Annotated in this window: 13 protein-coding genes and 1 tRNA gene; 11 read left to right on the top strand and 3 right to left on the bottom strand. The window is 48.1% G+C overall.

Features of this window, described 5'->3' with window-relative positions; genetic code table 11:
• Positions 1 to 59: 59 nt before the first annotated feature.
• Positions 60 to 353, top strand: a complete 294-nt coding sequence (locus QZ375_RS08545) for a hypothetical protein (protein ID WP_295217918.1) — start codon at positions 60 to 62, stop codon at positions 351 to 353.
• 382 nt (positions 354 to 735) lie between these two features.
• Here the strand turns inward: QZ375_RS08545 and QZ375_RS08540 are convergent.
• A tRNA-Pro gene (locus QZ375_RS08540) sits at positions 736 to 811 on the bottom strand.
• Positions 812 to 1,210: 399 nt separating this feature from the next.
• Between QZ375_RS08540 and QZ375_RS08535 the strand changes: the two genes are divergently transcribed.
• The 9 genes from QZ375_RS08535 to QZ375_RS08495 all read left to right on the top strand — a co-directional run bounded on the left by QZ375_RS08535 (position 1,211) and on the right by QZ375_RS08495 (position 12,874).
• Complete coding sequence (locus QZ375_RS08535) at positions 1,211 to 1,861, top strand: peptidylprolyl isomerase (RefSeq protein WP_295217915.1); 651 nt, start codon at positions 1,211 to 1,213, stop codon at positions 1,859 to 1,861.
• Between the two features lie 112 nt (positions 1,862 to 1,973).
• Complete coding sequence (gene murD, locus QZ375_RS08530; RefSeq protein WP_295217912.1) at positions 1,974 to 3,365, top strand: UDP-N-acetylmuramoyl-L-alanine--D-glutamate ligase; 1,392 nt, start codon at positions 1,974 to 1,976, stop codon at positions 3,363 to 3,365.
• 3 nt (positions 3,366 to 3,368) lie between these two features.
• A complete protein-coding gene (locus QZ375_RS08525) occupies positions 3,369 to 4,388 on the top strand; it encodes a M20/M25/M40 family metallo-hydrolase (RefSeq protein WP_295217910.1) in 1,020 nt (339 codons plus the stop codon).
• The gene (locus tag QZ375_RS08520) at positions 4,382 to 5,416 is read left to right on the top strand and encodes a M42 family peptidase (protein ID WP_295217903.1); all 1,035 of its coding nucleotides are present in this window, start codon (positions 4,382 to 4,384) and stop codon (positions 5,414 to 5,416) included. Before QZ375_RS08525 ends, QZ375_RS08520 begins: the two co-directional genes overlap by 7 nt.
• A gap of 5 nt (positions 5,417 to 5,421) precedes the next feature.
• Complete coding sequence (locus QZ375_RS08515) at positions 5,422 to 6,207, top strand: N-acetyltransferase (RefSeq protein ID WP_295217901.1); 786 nt, start codon at positions 5,422 to 5,424, stop codon at positions 6,205 to 6,207.
• A gap of 3 nt (positions 6,208 to 6,210) precedes the next feature.
• Complete coding sequence (locus QZ375_RS08510; protein ID WP_295217894.1) at positions 6,211 to 7,485, top strand: methionine gamma-lyase family protein; 1,275 nt, start codon at positions 6,211 to 6,213, stop codon at positions 7,483 to 7,485.
• Positions 7,486 to 7,795: 310 nt separating this feature from the next.
• Entirely contained in the window at positions 7,796 to 9,709 is a 1,914-nt protein-coding gene (locus tag QZ375_RS08505; protein WP_295217888.1) for a protein kinase, read from the top strand.
• 1,345 nt (positions 9,710 to 11,054) lie between these two features.
• The gene (locus QZ375_RS08500) at positions 11,055 to 11,975 is read left to right on the top strand and encodes an ABC transporter ATP-binding protein (protein ID WP_295217886.1); all 921 of its coding nucleotides are present in this window, start codon (positions 11,055 to 11,057) and stop codon (positions 11,973 to 11,975) included.
• Positions 11,972 to 12,874, top strand: coding sequence for an ABC transporter permease (locus QZ375_RS08495; protein WP_295217884.1), 903 nt, complete (start codon positions 11,972 to 11,974; stop codon positions 12,872 to 12,874). The genes QZ375_RS08500 and QZ375_RS08495 overlap by 4 nt, the downstream gene beginning before the upstream one ends.
• A gap of 110 nt (positions 12,875 to 12,984) precedes the next feature.
• On the opposite strand, the gene QZ375_RS08490 is transcribed toward QZ375_RS08495, so the two are convergent.
• Both QZ375_RS08490 and QZ375_RS08485 read right to left on the bottom strand, forming a co-directional pair.
• Complete coding sequence (locus QZ375_RS08490; protein WP_295217882.1) at positions 12,985 to 15,795, bottom strand: CotH kinase family protein; 2,811 nt, start codon at positions 15,793 to 15,795, stop codon at positions 12,985 to 12,987.
• A 493-nt stretch (positions 15,796 to 16,288) separates the two neighbouring features.
• Positions 16,289 to 16,462 carry a hypothetical protein gene (locus QZ375_RS08485; RefSeq protein WP_295217880.1) on the bottom strand — a complete coding sequence of 58 codons (174 nt, stop codon included), beginning with the start codon at positions 16,460 to 16,462 and terminating at the stop codon, positions 16,289 to 16,291.
• Between the two features lie 131 nt (positions 16,463 to 16,593).
• Between QZ375_RS08485 and QZ375_RS08480 the strand changes: the two genes are divergently transcribed.
• Positions 16,594 to 17,106, top strand: a complete 513-nt coding sequence (locus QZ375_RS08480; RefSeq protein ID WP_295217878.1) for a tRNA (cytidine(34)-2'-O)-methyltransferase — start codon at positions 16,594 to 16,596, stop codon at positions 17,104 to 17,106.
• Positions 17,107 to 17,131: the final 25 nt, after the last annotated feature.

The raw sequence follows: 17,131 nt of genomic DNA, 5'->3' as shown, positions 1-17,131 counted from the left end.
TTTATTATACTAGGTTTTTCTCTGTTTGTATAGGGGGTTTTTAGAGATGCCCTATTGAATTGAGCTACAGAGAGCATATAAAAATTGATGTTGTCATAAAGAGTGATGTGCTAGATGTTGACCTAATATCATATATGGGTGGGTTTGACCAAAAAGGTATTGATGAGAAGAAAGCACGGCTTTTTCTATTGGCATACTTGGATGTAGTTCCTGTATTAATCCAGGAATATAGTACCGATAAAGAAAATGAATTGTGGAATACAGAACGTTATGTTGAATTTATTATGGATGTTGCAGATACAATTGCTAAAAAAATCGATGATAAAAAAGCTTCAATTGAACGGCTTAGCTAAAAAAAGATAATGAGCGCTTATACGAGGAATTCTCTCTAAACCTTAAACTATATAAAAAAGCGATTTGTGTAGTGTACAAACATCTCCATATCGGTTTGCTTGCAAGTTAAACTTACGGTATATGTATTGGATGATGGAATACCATCACGAATACCGAAGAAAGACAGAGAAGATTCTGGAGCATGTGGCGAGTATCGATGAAAAGATGAAATAACGCAATAACCCGGCGGTACTACAGGATAATTCCTGCGGTGTCGCCGGGTTTTTACTACATGGTTATCGTTTTGATGTTTGTTTTGTCGTACTAAGTGTCGTACTGCTAAAAAGTCGTACAATCAAAAAAACGCAGCCCCAGGAAAGTTCCCGAAACTGCGTAAAAAACTGGTCTGAGTGACCCGACTTGAACGGGCGGCCTCTACCACCCCAAGGTAGCACGCTACCAACTGCGCCACACCCAGATCTATTTTTTTACAAGCGTTTTACATAATCCACGTTGCGCCTGCTTTTAAATTATAGCATAAGAATTGGCATTTGTCAATGGACTTTCACGAAAAAATATATTTAATATAATATATTTTTTTACAATTCAATATACCGATCTACAATATATTATGGCGTTGCCTTGCGCTTTTTGGGGAAATGTCAGGCTATGGTATGGCATATTCCGCAATTTCTATGCTTGACAAAAAGAATTTCTATGCTTGACAAAAAGAATTTCTATGCTTGACAAAAAGAAATGCTTGCATTCTCTCGCAAAAAGTGTTATAATAATCTCATTCGTGTGCAGACAGCACGGATAGTGTATGATCCAAAGCTGGAACTGCAAATCATTCTAATATGATTGGAAGGTAATTGATATGAAAAAACATGCTTTCAGATATCTGGCACTCTGTGTCAGTGCGACACTTCTTATGGGAACACTGGGCGGCTGCGGCTCCAAGTCGAAGAATAGCTCTGCGGATGAAATCGGCGATTCCTTCGTTATTACGCTGCATCCCGATGTGGCACCTATCACCTGCGAAAATTTTGAGAACCTCGTGAAGGACGGTTTCTATGACGGCTTGACATTCCACCGTGTAGTCAAGGACTTCATGGCACAGGGCGGCGACCCCAACGGCAACGGTACTGGTGGCAGCAGTGAGACTATCAAGGGCGAATTTGCGGAAAATGGCGTGGAAAATAGCCTTTCCCACACCAGGGGTGTCGTATCCATGGCACGTTCCAACGATAACGACAGCGCATCCAGCCAATTCTTCATCTGCTATTCCGACGACTGCACCTTCCTGGATGGCAAATATGCCGCTTTCGGCGAGGTGACAGAGGGGATGGAGGTTGTGGATTCGTTTCTGGAAGTAGAACGCTCCCTGGGTAGTGACGGCGATCTCTCCTCTCCTAACAGCCCCATTGTTATGGAAGAAGTCAAGATGATCGACGACGATGCCGACGGCAATCCCCGTGTTCAGATCACCATGAACGATTTTTTGAACGGTGACAGCAGCGCAGAATAATTTTGTATTGCGAATGGTCTACAGCAGGCACGTATCCGGGTCGGGCGTGCCTGCTGTGCTGTCCGTATCATAATGGCAGCAGTACTGCCGTAACATTTGGGAGGAATCCAGTATGTCTAACATCACTCGTTTTTTTGAAACCATGCAGCAGAGCCGTGTGGCATTTATCGGCACTGGCGTCACAAACGGCGATATCATCCGCTTGTTCCGTAAAAAGGGGATTGACGTGACCCTGCTGGACAGAAAGTCCCCGGAACAGCTGGGGGATGCTTACGGCGAATTCCAGGCGCTGGGCGTTTCCTTCCGTCTGGGAGAGACCTATCTCGATAGCCTGACGGATTTCGATGTGGTATTCCGTTCGCCGGGTATGTACTATCACAATGCAAAACTACAGGAGGCACGAAAAGCCGGAGTCGTGATCACTTCTGAGATGGAAGTATTCTTCTCTCTGTGTCCCTGCAAGATCTACGCCGTCACCGGTTCTGACGGAAAAACTACTACTACCACGCTGATCTCCGAATTCCTGTCCCGTGCCGGATTCCGAGTACACAAGGGCGGGAATATCGGGCGTGCTCTGCTGCCCATCATTGAGAATATCCGGGAAGAAGACGCCGCTGTGGTGGAGCTGTCCAGCTTCCAGCTGCTGTCCATGCGCCAGTCTCCGGATGTGGCGGTCATCACCAATATTGCGCCCAATCATCTGGACGTTCACGGCACCATGGAGGAATACATCTACGCCAAGACCAACCTCATTGCCCATCAGGATGCCTTCTCCCGGACGGTACTCAATCTGGATAACGAACCCACCATGAATCTGGCATCCATGGTACGCGGCACGCTGACCACCTTCTCACGCCGCACAAAGCCGGAATACGGCACTTTCCTCCGGGAGGACGGCATGCTCTGCTATACGGAACAGGACAGCGTAACGCCTGTGGTACACAAGGACGATATCCGCATTCCAGGGATGCATAATGTGGAAAACTATCTGGCAGCCATTGATGCGGTCTGGGGGACGGTTTCTGTGGAGGATATTCAGTACGTGGCAAAGAACTTCGGCGGCGTGGAGCATCGCATTGAATTCGTCCGGGAACTGGACGGCGTGAAGTGGTATAACGACAGTATCGCCACAAGTCCCACACGAGTTCTCGCCGGACTGCGTTCCTTCTCCCAGAAGCTCATTGTCATTATGGGCGGCTATGACAAGAAAATTCCCTTTGAACCCATGGCGGATACGGTCTGCCAGCAGGTAAAGCTGGTGCTCCTCATGGGTGTCACTGCGGAGAAGATCGAAGCTGCCATCCGTGGCAGCCAGTATTATCAGGAGGGCGCACCGGAACTGGTACATGTCAGCTCCATGGAAGAGGCAGTGCAGGAGGCACGGAAGCGTGCAAAGTCCGGGGATATTGTGACACTTTCTCCGGCATGTGCCAGCTTCGATCTGTATCCCAACTTCGAGGCACGTGGTATTCACTACAAAAATCTGGTAAAGGAGCTGCACTGAGATATGGATTTTATCACAGTACTGACCCAGCTGACTGCTCCTGCCGGTGTTTCCGGCAGTGAGATGCCCATTGCACAGACTGCCGCTGCACTTCTGGAACCTTATTGCGATCAGGTGGAATGCACCCAGGGCAACGTCTTGGGGATTCTGGGGGAGCGCAGCCCGGAAAAGCCCCATGTACTTCTGGATGCCCATATGGATCAGGTGGGCTTTCTGGTGACAGCTATCACCGAGGACGGCTTTGTCCGGGTGGGCAATGCAGGGGGTATGGACTATCGTCTCATGCCGGCACAGCGTGTAATGCTCCACGGCAAACGGGAAATTCCCGGGGTGATCTGCTGTATGCCGCCCCATTTGCAGGGCGGTGAGGAGCATGTGCTCTCCGTCACGGAGCTTGCCATTGATACAGGCTATGCAAAATCGGAGCTGGAACAGTGGATCGCACCGGGAGACAGCGTATCCTTTGATATGCCCCTGCGTGCCATGGAATACGGCAGGGTAGCCGGCTGTTCTCTGGACGACCGCTGCGGTATGGCGGCGATTCTGTACGCACTGGAACTGGTTGCAGGGGAAGCACTGCCCTGTTCCGTCAGCGTCCTCTTTTCCACACAGGAGGAGACGGGAGAACGTGGTGCCACCATCGGTGCATATACCATCGACCCGGACATTGCCCTTGCCGTAGATGTGACTTTTGCACTGGGACATGGGGACGACCCGGTGAAGTGCGGCAAAATGGGCGGCGGTCCCATGATCGGTATCTCGCCGTCCCTGTCCCGTGGGGTAACAGATGCACTGATCGCTGCGGCAGAAGGGGAGCATATCCCATGGCAGCCGGAGGTCATGTCCGGTATGACGGGAACGAATGCAGACCGGTTCTCCGTCACAAGAGGCGGCGTCTGTGCAGGAACGGTTTCCATTCCATTGCGCTATATGCATACGCCCTCTGAGGTGATTCAGATTTCGGATGTGAGAGAAACAGGCGAGCTGCTGGCGGCGTATCTCAGGAGGTGCGGAACATGCTGAAACATTTGAAAGAATTATGCGATCTCTGTGCCGTATCCGGCGATGAGGGGGCTGTCCGGGAGTATATTATCCACGTTCTGGAGCAGACCGACCATGTCTCCTGGGAGATCGACCCTCTGGGCAGTCTGCTGGTACAGAAGCACGGCAGAAATCGTGCCCCTCATAAGCTGATGATCAGCGCCCATATGGACGAGGTAGGGATTATCGTGACCCACATCAACGGAGACGGTACCCTGTGTATCGCACCGGTAGGCGGCGTGGATGCAGCTGTGACCATGGGACGGCAGGTACTGGTGGGCAGGGAACGGATTCCCGGTGTCATTGGTGCAAAGCCAGTGCATCTGCTTTCCAAGGAGGAAAAGGATGCACTGCCCAAATTCAGCAGCCTGACGCTGGATATCGGCGCATCTTCCGGGGAAGAGGTACGGAAGCTTGCCGGCATCACCGAGGGCACCTATGCCTATTTTGCACCGGATTTCCGGGAGATGGGGAATAACCGCATATGCAGCAAGGCAATTGACGACCGTGCCGGATGTGCACTGCTTCTGCATCTGCTGGAACAGGATGTGCCCTATGATTTCACTGCGGCATTTCTGGTGCAGGAGGAGATCGGACTGCGTGGGGCAAAGGCTGCGGCATATACTATTGCACCGGAATTCGCATTGGTACTGGAGGCAACTACAGCGGCGGATATTGCCGGGGCTGAGGGGGATGCCAGAGTATGCAGTCTGGGCGGCGGTCCTGTGGTATCCTTCATGGATCGCAGTACCATTTACGATCGGGAGATGTACCGTCTTGCTTTTGAGATCTGCAAGGCAGAGGGCATTCCCTGTCAGACAAAGTCCCGTATCGCCGGAGGCAATGACAGCGGTGCCATTCATGTGAGCCGTGGAGGCGTGCGCACGCTGGCAGTATCCCTGCCCTGCCGCTATCTCCACTCGCCGTCCTGTCTGGCAGACCTGACAGATCTGGACGCTTGCGCAAGGCTCATTCCCATCTTACTGGAAAAACTCATGGAAGAAGTATAATCCTTATGATACAACAAATCACATCGTTTACTGCCGGAGAGATTGCCTTTCTGGAACAGAGCTGGCGTGGCAGACAGATGCTTGCCTACCAGAAAGCATACGGCGGTACCTATGATTTCTGCCGTTTTTTCCGGGTGACATCCCCGGAGGGAAGGGGCTGGATGTTCCTGTTCAATGCCACGCTCCTGATCTGTGCGGAGGAGAACGTGGCTGCGGAGGAAATCTGCGCCTTTACTGCCATGCATCTGCCATTCCGTGTGGAATGTCCGCCCTTTTTGCTGGATGCACTGGGACAGATACCCAATTACCAGAAGCTGCACCGTGCAGCATTTGCCCTGACGCCTGCGGCGACTTCGGAGCAGTTCTGCCCGGAGGACGTGGATACAGCGCCGAAATTGCAGGATGTCTACGAGATCCTGCAGGAGGGCTTTCCCAATCTGCTGGAATATTCCCTGTGGCTGACGGATGTATCCCATCGCTGCCGCCATGGTATGAGCCGGGTGCTGACCTATAAGAACAGCTCCACCCTGACGCTGATCTACGACTGGAAGGATTACGTTCTGGTGGGACAGGTGGCAACCAGACGTGCCCAGCGTGGCAGTGGATACGCCCGGGATTTTCTCCGCTGGACAGCCGCACAGCTGGCACAGCAGGGGAAACAGGCAGTACTGTTCGCACTGGATGTACGCATCAGTTTTTACCGGGAGATCGGCTTTCAGGAGATCGCCTCGGAATATGTGCTGGAGCGACAGGATATCCAAAAAGAGGAACAAGAGAAAGGAGCACTGTGATCCATGGAAATACAGGAATTTTTCCCTCTGGACGACCGTCTGCTGGAAGCAGCGGAACAGGCAGAGGAACGCTGTCGGGATGACTTTGCGAAAATAGAAGAAAACGCCGCCTATAACGGGGCAAAGGTACTGGCAGCCTTTCAGAAGAGCCGTGTCAGTGAGCCGTGCTTCTACGGCACCACAGGCTACGGCTACGGCGATCAGGGCAGGGAAGTCCTCGATCAGGTGGTAGCCAATACATTTGGCACAGAGGATGCGCTGGTACGTCACAATTTCGTCTCCGGTACCCATGCACTGAGCGTGGCACTCTTCGGTATCCTGCGTACCGGGGATAAGATGGTTTCCCTGACAGGACGTCCCTACGATACGTTGGAGGGCGTCATTGGTCTGACCGGGGATGAAAAAAGCGGTTCCCTGAAAAATTTCGGCGTGCAGTACGAGGAAGTTCCTCTTCTGGCAGACGGTACGCCGGATTATGACGCAGTACCCGAAGCAGTCCGGGGTGCAAAGGTGGCATATATCCAGCGTTCCCGGGGATATTCTCTCCGCCCGGCACTGACCACGCCGCAGATCGAACGTCTAGCAAAGCTGGTACGCAATACAAACCCGGAGGCAGTCATTATGGTGGATAACTGTTATGGGGAATTTGTGGAGACACGTGAGCCGGTACAGGTGGGATGCGATCTCATGATCGGCTCCATGATCAAAAATGTGGGCGGCGGCATTGCACGCACCGGCGGTTATATTGCTGGGAAGAAGGAACTGGTGCAGCAGTGCGCCGAACGGCTCACTTGTATCGGTATGGGCAAGGAAGTAGGCTGTACACTGGATATGAACCGGGAGCTGTATCTGGGCTTTTTCCATGCTCCGGATACGACCGCAAGTGCCCTGAAAACAGCGGATTTTGCAGCGGCATTGTTCGGTCAGCTGGGATTTTCCTGCTACCCAAAGGTGGGCGAGGAGCGTGGCGATATTGTGGAAGCCATCCAACTGGGGGATGAGGTGCGTTTGACTGCATTCTGTCAGGGTATCCAGCAGGGATCGCCAGTAGATGCATTTGTGGTACCCGAGGCGTGGGATATGCCCGGTTATACCAGTAAGGTCATTATGGCGGCAGGCGCATTTACCATGGGTGCGTCCATTGAGTTGTCTGCCGATGCACCCATCCGGGAACCCTTTGCCGTCTGGATGCAGGGCGGTATTACCTACACTTCCGGCAAGATCGGCATTCTCCTTGCGGCACAGAAGCTTCTGGAACAGGGTCTGATTTCCCTTTGAGGGGAACGGTTTCCACGTAACCCCTGACACCTGTAGGGGCGGATATCATCCGCCCGCAGATTCCCGGCAATTCTGTAATTGTACAATTGTAGGGGCGAACTGTGTTCGTCCGTCTGATATTTACCCTTGTATTGTGCCGAAACAGTATCAAAAATGTTACAAATGGCTACAATTTAAGCTGGAATGCCAGGAAATTACCGAAAAACAGTTGACATCCATTCGTGTTACTGGTAGAATAAAATGTGCAGGATTCGCCTGGGGGCGTATTATCCTGCCCAATTAGCAATGAAGAAAAATAGGAGGTATCGCTTTGGGAGAACGGAAACTATGCTTTGGCTGTATGGAACGCACGGAATTTTCCGGGGGTGTCTGCCCGAACTGCGGATATTATGACCAATCTCCGAGTGACCCGTCTTTTATTATTCCAGGTACACAGCTGAATCAGCGTTATATCGTAGGCGTCGCGCTTTCCGCAAACGGCGAAGGCGTCACCTATCTCGCTTATGATCAATCCATTGGTTGTAAGGTGCTGCTGCGGGAGTATATGCCACATAACCTTTGCAACCGTGTCACCGGCTCGCCGGTCATCAGCGTCATTCCGGCACGTTTGGCGCAGTATAAGGCACTTATGGCAGAATTCACAGAGCTGCATAAATCCCTGGCACGCTTACGGGGTCAGGTACATGTGAGCACCGTAGTGGATCTCTTTGCAGAAAATAATACAACTTATGTGGTAGATGAATATGTGGGCGGTATCCGCTTTGTGGACTACCTGAAGGACAATGCCGGGGAGCTGACCTGGGGACAGCTGTCCCGGATGCTGCCGCCTCTCATGACTACCTTAAGCCTGCTGCATAATTCCGGCGTGGTACACCGTGCCATTTCACCGGATACCATCTATGTGACGGAAAAAGGGGAACTGATTCTCACTGCCTTTTCTATTGCGGCAGTGCGTACTGCCAATACGGAGCTAGAGTGCGAGATCTACAACGGCTACGCTGCGCCGGAACAGTACGCAGCAAATGGCAGGCAGGGTACTTGGACGGATGTCTATGCCGTCTGCGCCGTGATTTATCGTGTCCTCACCGGATCTATGCCGCCTTCTGCCATCAGCCGTATGGAAAATGATAATCTGGTGGCACCGGCTGTACTCAACACCAATGTACCCCGCCATGTGTCCAATACCATTATGCAGGGGCTGAATCTAAACGGTTCTGAGCGTACCCAGACAGTGACGGAGCTTGTGACATGCCTTTTTGATGAACATGCCGCAGAGGAGGATATGATTTACGGCGGCTATGACCCAGGCTATGGTCAGAACTATGAGCCTCAAAATCAGGTGCCCTATGCCGATGAATCTTACAATGGCTATGAGGAACAGGAATATACCGACTATGACACAGGTTATTCCGATGACTATGCCTATGATGACTATCAGGAAGAGGACTATGACGCACCTCAGAAAGCCGGGGCAGTGGATCGACTGAAGGTGCCTATTATTGTGGGTATCGTCCTGTTGCTGGTGTTACTTATTTGCGTCTTTGTCTTTGCAGGCGATCTCTTCGACAGCGGCGAGGAATCTTCTGCATTGCAGACTACGACTGTGACTCAGGATACACTTCCTGCGGAAACAGAAACTGCTACCACAGAAGAAGCCAGCGGCGACAGCATTATGCCAAGTCTCCTGGGGAAGAACTTCGAAAACCAGAAGAGTCAGTATGCCTCCTGGATCTCTTTTGACGTGGAGGAAGTGTTCAGCGATGAATATGCTGCCGGTCAGATCTGTTGGCAGGAATACGAAGCCGGTGCGACTTTTGATTCCTCCCGTCCCGTAAAGGTACAGGTCAGCAAAGGTCCAGCAACCGTCCAGCTTCCGTCTTATTCGGGCTATGGTGTAAACTCCTATTCACAGAAGCTGGATGAACTGCGCATCCCATATACTACTATATCGGAAGAAAACCAAGGTTACAGCAACGGCGGTATTATCCGTGTTGTCATCACCAAGAACGGTCAGGAAACAGATGTCGCTCCGGGTGATACCGTGAATCTGAATGAGAACTATATGGTCACTGTGTATTATGCCAACAATCCAATTCCGGAGACTACTGAACCGCCTACGACAGAACCTCCGGCGGAAACAGAACCTCCGGCGCAGACTACCATCCCGGCAGAACCTCCGGCAGCAACAGAACCTCCAGCAGCAGGGGAATCTCCGGCACAATAATGTTACTTTATTATATGTATTATGCAGACTAACAGTCATGTTGGTCTGCATTTGTTTTTGGAACGTAGGGGTGGGCATCATTCGTCCACACAGTGGATTTTCAATTCTGTCCACATGCCCGGGTGTATCATAATAATTCTGATTTTCTTTTAGAAATACAAATATAGTTATAGTATAGATACAATAAGAGTCAAACTAATAAAAAATATTTAAGGTGACAGATATATAATATTATCATGTGTATAGTTGTAAAAGAAAAGAAAAATATCAAATTCTCTTTCTTTTGTAAAAACCGCTTATTTTTCATGAAAAAACGTGAAAAAAACTGTTGACTTTCACTTGTAAGCGTGGTAAGATAATATCAAGGAAAGGGAACAACGAACAGGAGCTGGCGAGAAGCTCATGGGCGATGAGTTCCCAAACGATAGGTTTCCCAAGGTTTAAGGTTTATCCTTTTGTGGAAACGATTTTACATCAAAAAGGAGGGCGAGGTCCGATGGCAAATGAAGAGTCACAGCTGCATATGCTGTCAGCGTCGGGTACTTCGTCGGCTGCACAAATGTAAGAGGGTAGCGAGGAATCGGTTCTGACCGATTGAGAGCACTCAGGTAATGATAATGAATTGTGAGCCGCTTGATCCGATGAATGACGTAAGCAACTGTTTACGCCGCAAATCTGTTATTGGAATTGGCAGCATATGGTTTTCTAATTCAATGCGATGACGGCATTGAATCTCCGACTGAAATGTCTTTATATATATGCTGATCGGAACCAAGTAACAAACTTTAGGTGATTCCCATGAAGTGAATTGTTTTGATTTTTGGGTTAAAATCTCCGAAGAAAAGGTGAGTCCCATGGAAGAAGCATTCTGTGTTATTTGAAATTGAATACAGGAAAGGTGAGTCCCATGGCTTGATTGGTATTGTACGAAGAAAATCATAGAAGCGTGTTCAGGAGAAAGGGCGTGTTTCATATGTGGTTTTTGAAACGAATTTGTGTACGGTACGAAACAACGTGAGGAGTGAGTCCAATCGAAACGCTTGTGAAAGAATGAAAGTTCTTTCGACTTTATTTAAATTGAATATGTTGCAAATCCGGAATGGAGGTCTCCTGTTCCGGATTTTTTGCGTACATAATATAGCTCTGAAAAGCCTGAAACAACACCCTGTCAAGATTAGTCTCGCTAGAAAACGCCACCGCTGTTCCTATGATGCTTTCCTCGCTTCAGTTTTACATGCTTTTCATATGTAAGCCCTGGAATCTTTTTCTTTACAAGTGAAGCTTTTTGTGATATAATAAGACATATCATTATAAGATGTAAGACAAATGAAAAAGGAGAGCATTTATGACAAATCATATCATCCGAATCGACCGCCTGTCCAAAAGCTTTGGTCAGGTGAGAGCTGTACAGGATCTAAGCTTTCAAGTCAGAGAAGGGGAGCTGTTTGCTTTTCTGGGTATCAATGGTGCCGGAAAAAGCACCACGATCTCCATTATGTGCGGACAGCTTGCAAAGGATACTGGGACAGTTCAGATCGATGGTATCGACCTGGATAAAAACACAGAAATGATCAAGCGCAGTTTAGGGGTTGTATTTCAGAATTCCCTGCTGGACAAAGCACTGACCGTACAGGACAATTTAGAAAGCCGTGCGGCACTATACGGTATCACTGGAAAGGCATTCCAAGCCCGATTGGAGTCTCTTGCCGCATTGCTGGATTTTTCTGATTTACTGCGGCGTACCGTAGGGAAACTTTCCGGCGGTCAGCGGCGCAGAATCGATATTGCCCGGGCACTGCTGCACGATCCAAAGATCCTGATTCTGGACGAGCCGACAACCGGACTGGATCCGCAGACAAGAAAGCTGCTCTGGGACACCATTGCCCAATTGCGAAAGGAAAAACATCTGACGGTTTTCCTTACCACGCACTATATGGAAGAAGCGGCAGATGCGGATTATGTTGTGATTTTAGACAGCGGCAAGATTGCTGCCGAAGGTACCCCATTGGAACTGAAAAATAAGTACACTGGTGACTTCATTACCCTTTATGATGGTGCGTCAGAAGAACAAATGCAAGCCCTGGCGTATCCTGGCGAACAGATACGTGATGCGTACCGGATCGCTGTGCCAAACACTGCTGCCGCCACAAAGCTCATCGTGCAACATCCAGAAATCTTCCAGAATTATGAGATTACAAAAGGGAAAATGGATGATGTCTTTCTGGAAGTGACAGGAAAGAAACTGACAGGAGGTGCCGAAAAATGAATACATTGAAGGCGCTGATCAAGCGGAATACCAAACTGTTCTTTAAGGACAAGGGAATGTTTTTCGCTTCGCTCATTACCCCTTTGATTTTGCTTGTGTTATACGGCACATTTTTAAGCAATGTCTACGAAGAAACTTTTCAAGAATCCTTGAAGGCGGCTGGAGCAACTGTAACAGATAAGCTTATCAATGGCTGCGTCGGCGGTCAATTGGTCTCCTCATTGCTGGCAGTGAGCTGTGTCACTGTGGCATTCTGCTCCAATATGGTTATGGTACAGGATAGGGTCAACGGTGCCAGACGAGATCTGACGATTTCGCCGGTAAAAAGCAGTACCCTTGCCATGAGTTATTACATATCTACACTTCTTTCTACGCTTCTGGTCTGCTGCATCGCCGCTGGTGTTTGTCTGCTGTATCTTGCGAAAGTCGGCTGGTTTCTGACGGTCACCGATGTGCTGCTTTTACTGCTGGATGTACTGCTGCTATCCTTATTTGGCACAGCATTGTCCAGCATTGTCAACCACTTTTTATCTTCACAAGGACAAATGTCCGCTGTGGGTACAATTATCAGTGCTGGCTATGGCTTTATTTGCGGTGCATATATGCCCATTTCGCAATTCAGTAAAGGGATTCAGCATACAGTTTCTTTTCTGCCGGGCACTTATGGCACATCTCTGCTGCGAAACCATGTCATGCGTGGCACTTTCGAAGAAATGAGCCATCAGAATCTTCCGTCCCAAGTAGTAGAAGCCATAAAGGATTCCATTGACTGCAATCTTTATTTCTTTGACAATAAGGTAGAAACCTGCACCATGTACCTGATTCTTGTAGGTGCTGTTGTACTTTTGATCGTTGTTTATGTTCTGCTGAATGTTTTGCGAGGCAAAAAGTATAAATAATTTTGGTTATTTTGATTACTAACAAAAAAGCTGCTGCAAGCAGTCAAAACTCTTTTCGAAGTTTGACTGACATTGCGGCAGCTTTTTTTCGATCATAATATAGGAATTGATTACGATCCGTCGAAAGAGACTTCCACCAACTTGACATTCTGTACAGTATAGTTTCCTACATGACTGCCAAAATTGAAGAAGAGGATCCAGTTGTTATTGGTTTCCTCTGATACTGGAATACTGAGAGAAAATTCTTGCATTTTTGGCGTCAGGTTCACATTCGCATATCCAAAGCCAATGTACTCTGAACCAACCTGATGCGTAAATCCAAGATCCATTTTGGCATTTTCCGAGCAGGACGCTTCGAATGACAGACGATATACTTTTCCCTTTTCCAGTGTCAGATTGGGAAATTGTGCCTGAATATCCCAGGCGTTTTCCCCAAGGGCAGTGACATTGGCGCTGAGACTATTTTGGGCTGCATCAGCTGAAAAGGCAGCTGCCCCACCGTTAGTTGCATAATGTCCCATATTGGCAGCATTGGACAGGAGGTTTTCTCCGAAGTCTGCCGTTTCATTACCTACCAGCATATCCAGATATAGCTTTGCGTAATCGGGACGATTATTGAAAAAGTTTCGAAGCAGTTCCACTTCGCTGTCATATTTCGAATTGATCCATTCGTTGCCATAGCGAATATTCGTTGCAGTAATTGCCGGCCTTAGTTCGTCAACAAATTGGGTGATCTGATCATTCACAGCATTCGGTTCAAAATTATTCTCCATGATCTCAAGATAATTTGCATAAAACTGTTCTCGGAATGTATTATTGTTAAGTAAGTTGTAGAACAGCTGGGAAAAATTCCACCAGGTCTCTTCTCGATACATGGTGCTCAAAGAATCATAGCCATAGCTAGTTCCGGCAGACTGGAATAGTTCAGTAGAATATTCCGTATCATATAGCATAAACCGCCATTTTCCATCTGCATAGGGATTTCCCGTATCAATTGTATTGGAACGCCACATCTGCCAGTTGTTCATATAGCCAGCTACACTGCTGGACCAATCATAGTTATTGATATAGGTTTCAATCGCAATGTAATCCATAAAGCTTTGTATGTCGATCACATCGCATACCTTCTGATAATTTGCCTCGTCTGTCATATCAGCACGCATTGCCCAATTGGCAAAAGTCCGATACTCACTTGCCACTGATTCTGAGCCTTCCACTTCGCCGCATTTGATGGTTGTCACATCGTCTTTATCAATACCGTAATGCGACTCTACATAATCGCCGTCCAGTTTTTCCGTGAAACTATATACGCCCCAAAATTCTCCATCAATAAAGAGAATACACGGTTCCGTCCCCTGGACATCCACTGCTCTGTCTGATACCAGACTCTGGATCAATTCATCTCGGAAGTGAAGATTATACCAGTCTGTTCCGCTGTTCCGCAAGGTGATCTTATCAAAGGAGGTAATGGCATTCCCACTAGTATTTGTCAGACCGTCAATAAACTCATACTCCATTTTGGAATCGCCGTATTCACTACGTGCATAAAACCGGATACTCTTTTGCGGATAAGCACGTGACCAGTTTCCGGCGATGCGTACACCAATATCTGTAGCATATGCCAGCGAACCGTTTTCAAATACCTGAATGGAAGCAGGACGTTCCCATTCTTTGCCGTCCTGGTTATAATTCGTAGGATTGCGGGTATCACCATCCTCATATTTCACATATGCCGCACTGTCTTTCCAGGCATAATATGCATCACCAATGACATAGATGCCGTCTTCACTGCTGAACAGATTATCACTGTCCGTCACAAGGGAAACGACCTTCATGTCGCTGTAATAGGATGCCGTTTTCCCTACAAAATAGCTGTTTGTAACAACATCACTGAAATTACCCTCTGCATCCTTTGCAGCTGCACGGATCACGATGCCTTTGTCCACCTTCTGATACGGGGGATAGTATGAGGAAATAGAAATATCACGGATGGCACTGTATATGTTTGGCTCGTTTGTGTTATCATAAATGGAAATCGCACCGGTGTATAGCATTGCCGTTTCCGATGTCGTAGGGTCACTGCCGTCCGTGGTATAATAAATCGCATTTTGTTCCTTGCTTGTGACAGTCAGATCGAAAGCAGCGTCATAGAATCCGCCTTCCGCAGAAAAGATAGGTGCAGCCACATTTACAATCACTTTTCCGCTATCATTGCTTGTCCCCGGTGTAGGTGTCAAAACGGAAAAGGAACCGGAACCATTGGTGTAACGCCCATAGGTACGGTCTGCTTCAAGTGCCGGGATCTCCATCATGTCGATCAATAGACCATCCGGACTGGACAGCCGGATTGTTTCTCCATCTGCACTCAATTTAAAGGCTGCATGAAACTCTCCCACAGTAACATTGGTATCATCGCACAGCACCATCAGATATTCGCCGGGAGATAATACTGTGCCATCGGGGAATGTAAACTTGAACAGATTCTTTTTCCCATCTGATAATCCGCAGCCTGATAAATCAATGGCATGATCGGAAGCATTATACAGTTCAAGCCAATCCGGTGTATTTCCTGATGCATCCTGATAGGAGCCCTGATTAGAAGTACACGCTTCATTGATGACAATGCCTGCATAATCCATACGAATACGCTCTGCAAGCTCTTGCCGGAGTATCGCCAGATCGAAGCCATTGACAATACCGTCCTGATTCAGATCTGCATTTTTCCATGCAGCAGCTGTCAACTTCTGGTTGCCCAGCAGATATTGTTGTAATGCAGCGGTATCTTTTCCATTGACTGCACCATCAAGGGTGACATCGCCGCTCAGACTTTCTTGTGTATCTGCCGCATAGGCAATTCCGGATATGGGAATACTTGTTGCTGCCAGCACAGCAGCGAGTATACAGCATTGTATTTTTTTCATAGCAACTCCACCTTTCTTATTGTATTTGCAAAAAACAAGTTTCTATCACCATTATACATTTCAGAAAGAGGAATGTCAAGGAATATTGCCCAAATAGTTTGAAATATATCGTAAAAAATACTGAAGATTATGAAAAAATGCGACTTCCTTTGTCCCTATGTCTGATAGGGGAATGCTTATCGTTTCAATTTGACAGAATCGTCCTGATATGCTATACTATGGATAAAATAAGCAAAACAGATACGCAATACAAATCCGGCAATTTCAGAAAAAAGTCACGCAATTTCAGACGATGCCGAAATCACGTGACTTTGGGTTACGCTATTATCGTTCTTATACTAATCCCTTATCGTTCTGTTGAAGAAGTTGCCAGATAGCATTTTATGGGTCATGGCGCCCAACCGCAGGCAGGCTGTCGCCTGCCAAGGGCGGGCAACGCAGAGTGACGAAATGATAGCGGCAATTTTTTCAACAGGTTGATATGGGATTAGTATTACCACATGAGGGATGTGATATCATCCAGAACGCAGCCTGCTGCCTTCACTGCCTTTCCGGCATTTTTCTTGATATCATGTTTCTGTCTGGAAGTTGCCTTGGACAACATATAGCAAACGGTACCAACCGTCGCACCAACTGTTACACCACGTACGATGGACTTAAACGTCATGGAAATCTGCCTCCTTTCCGCACCATCCGCATTCCATTTGCGGAGTTCTGCTGCTTTCTTAGTATGGCAAAAAGTCGGGCAGATTATCCTTGTGTATCTGCACCAAATCTGGAAAAGAAAGGGGATTTTTTATGAAAAAATCACATCTGAATATTGTTCTTGTGGAACCGCAAATTCCACAGAATACCGGAAATATTTCCCGTACCTGCGCTGTCACAGGAGCACGTCTGCATCTCGTTGAGCCAATGGGATTCACCGTCACAGACAAGCATCTGAAGCGTGCCGGGCTGGACTATTGGGACAAGCTAGATCTGACATACTATTCCGATCTGAACGATTTCTTTGCAAAGAATGCAGATGGAATCTTCTATTATTTCACCACAAAAGGGCGACATGTGCACAGTGATGTGGCATATCCTTTGGAGAAACCGGTTTATCTGGTATTCGGCAGAGAAGACCGTGGTCTGGATGAAGCTTTATTGCATGATAACCCGGAAACCTGCGTGCGTATTCCCATGCGAAATACCCTGCGCAGCCTGAATCTCTCCAATTCTGTTGCCATTGCCGCTTATGAAGTACTACGGCAGTGGGGATATCCGGATTTATCTACGGAAGGGGATCTCACGAAATTTACATGGGAGTAATGCGGTCTATTGCGTATAGGAGAAC

Origin of the sequence: Ruminococcus sp., from assembly GCF_019417665.1 — a bacterium.
Taxonomy (GTDB): domain Bacteria; phylum Bacillota; class Clostridia; order Oscillospirales; family Ruminococcaceae; genus Ruminococcus_C.
This window is presented reverse-complemented; position numbering and strand designations above follow the sequence as displayed.